This is a genomic window from uncultured Aurantimicrobium sp. (assembly GCF_936931525.1).
GTDB lineage: Bacteria > Actinomycetota > Actinomycetes > Actinomycetales > Microbacteriaceae > Aurantimicrobium.
Window position 1 is genome coordinate 1 of record NZ_CAKZII010000052.1, and the last position, 1,072, is coordinate 1,072.

Below are 1,072 nucleotides of genomic sequence, written 5' to 3' on the forward strand. Positions count from 1 at the left end.
GATAGTCGTTCACGGTAACAACGTGAACACCGCGCCCAGCGATGGCGTTGAGGTATGCGGGAAGGGTGGCGACCAGAGTCTTACCTTCACCGGTCTTCATTTCAGCGATATTGCCCAAGTGAAGTGCAGCACCACCCATGAGCTGAACGTCGAAGTGACGCAGACCAATGGTGCGGCGAGCTGCTTCACGCACAGCAGCGAATGCTTCAGGAAGCATGTGGTCGAGGGATTCGCCCTCGATGTAACGCTTGCGGAAATCAGTGGTTTCAGCACGAAGCTCTTCATCGGTGAGGTTGATGAATCCATCTTCGAGTTCGTTGACGGCCTTAGCCAGGTTCTCCAGTTTGCGAAGGGTGCGACCTTCTCCAACGCGTAGGACCTTGTCAAGAATGTTTGCCACGTATATCTCCGAAATGATGGTGCGCAGTAAGCGCTCAGGGTGGTCCGCTCGCTTGCGCGCAAGACCGCCCTCAATGCTACCGGGAATGAGCTCACCCCGCCTGTGCGCGAGCTGCAGGCGGGGTGAGAATGGTCTGTTAAGCGGCGTTAGACGGCCTGATGGCGTGCAGGTCTGAAGCTACTTTTTCGAGATCCTCGGGGGTTGCTGGCACGATGTCGAGCTGAGCAAAAGCTTCAGCACTTGCTTCGTGCACAGACAGGGGCTTCTGGTGGCCGTGGTGGTGAATCTTCTTCTTATCCCGTGCACGACGCAGCTGTTCCATCAAGCGACCCATCGCCAGGTCAAAGGCGGCGTATTTGTCTTCGCCGTCTGATTCAGCGCGAAGAACGGGGCCTGCTTCGACGAGCTTGAGTTCGACGTGGTCACCGCCGACGAGGCCTTTGCCGCCGTGGTGCTTGCTGACCGTGACGTCCAACTCAATGGGGCGGTCTGCGAGATGTTCTATCTTGTCGACCTTCTCGGTCACGTAATTACGGAATCGGTCAGTGATTTCAATGTGGCGGGTGATGAAGTTAAGTTCCATGACGACCTCCCGTAGTTGGCGTTTACGCCCAACTTTTGGGCGATCCTTTCACGCCAATCGATGTTGTAGAAAATGTAGTCCTGTTTGGA

The 1,072-nt window shown here is 55.9% G+C and carries 1 protein-coding gene and 1 pseudogene; both read right to left on the minus strand.

Annotated features, from left to right (window positions below; translation table 11 throughout):
• A pseudogene (locus tag Q0362_RS02510) lies at positions 1-400 on the minus strand (preprotein translocase subunit SecA); the annotation flags it as partial.
• A 136-nt stretch (positions 401-536) separates the two neighbouring features.
• The gene (gene raiA / locus Q0362_RS02515; protein ID WP_298119427.1) at positions 537-983 is read right to left on the minus strand and encodes a ribosome hibernation-promoting factor, HPF/YfiA family; all 447 of its coding nucleotides are present in this window, start codon (positions 981-983) and stop codon (positions 537-539) included.
• Positions 984-1,072: the final 89 nt, after the last annotated feature.

Bases quoted from the DNA above. Each gene is read 5' to 3' on its own strand.
- raiA (WP_298119427.1), bottom strand. From the start codon at position 983: ATGGAACTTAACTTCATCACCCGCCACATTGAAATCACTGACCGATTC.